Annotated in this window: 1 protein-coding gene; it reads right to left on the reverse strand. The window is 66.7% G+C overall.

What is annotated here, in order from left to right; all coding sequences use genetic code 11:
- Nucleotides 1-950, reverse strand: a 950-nt coding sequence (locus SLNSH_RS24290; RefSeq protein WP_483416137.1) for a phosphohexomutase domain-containing protein, incomplete at both ends; no start/stop codon positions are given.

Raw genomic sequence — 950 nt, forward strand, 5'->3', positions numbered from 1 at the left:
CCGGTCTTCCAGTAGTCCGCCTTGACGCCATTGGCGCGCAGCACGGGATCGGTGGCGAAGAGCCCGGTCGACTTCACGTCCACCACGAAGATGGCGCCAGGGTGCAGGGCCGAGAGGTCGCGGGCGAGCATGACGCCGATCTTGTCGGCGAAGATCTCCTCGCCCTCGTTGTCCACCACGCCGCAGCGGTCGCCGTCGCCGTCGAAGCCGAGTCCCACGTCGGCGCCGTGCTCCTTCACCGCATGCGCGATGGCGTGGAGCATCTCCATGTCCTCGGGGTTCGGGTTGTAGCGCGGGAACGTATGGTCGAGCTGCGTGTCGAGCGGCACGACCTCGACGCCGATGCGCTCAAGGATCTGGGGCGCGAAGGCCCCCGCCGTGCCGTTGCCGCAAGCGGCCACCACCTTCAGCTTGCGCCGGATCGGGGCGCGGTTCGTCAGGTCGGCGATGTAGCGGTCGGGGAAATTCTCGACGAACACATAGGAGCCGCCCTCGGCCGTGCGGTAGGCGCCTGACAGGACGATCTCCTTCAGGCGGGCCATCTCGTCGGGACCGAAGGTGACCGGCCGCTGGGCGCCCATCTTCACCCCGGTCCAGCCGTTGTCGTTGTGGGAAGCGGTCACCATCGCGACGCAGGGAACGTCGAGATCGAACTGGGCGAAATAGGCCATGGGCGAGAGCGCCAGGCCGATGTCGTGCACCTTGCAGCCGGACGCCATCAATCCGGTGATGAGGGCCATCTTGATGGCCGAGGAGTAGCCCCGGAAATCGTGCCCGGTGACAATCTCCGGCTTCACGCCCATCTCGCGGATCAGCGTGCCCAGTCCCATCCCCAGGGCCTGGACGCCCATGAGGTTGATCTCCTTCTCGAAGAGCCAGCGGGCGTCGTACTCCCGGAAGCCGGTCGGCTTCACCATCGGGAGGGTCTCGTAGCCGTAGGTGTTGACGGA

Source organism: Alsobacter soli (assembly GCF_003004785.1).
In the GTDB taxonomy this organism is placed as follows: Bacteria; Pseudomonadota; Alphaproteobacteria; order Rhizobiales; family Beijerinckiaceae; genus Alsobacter; species Alsobacter soli.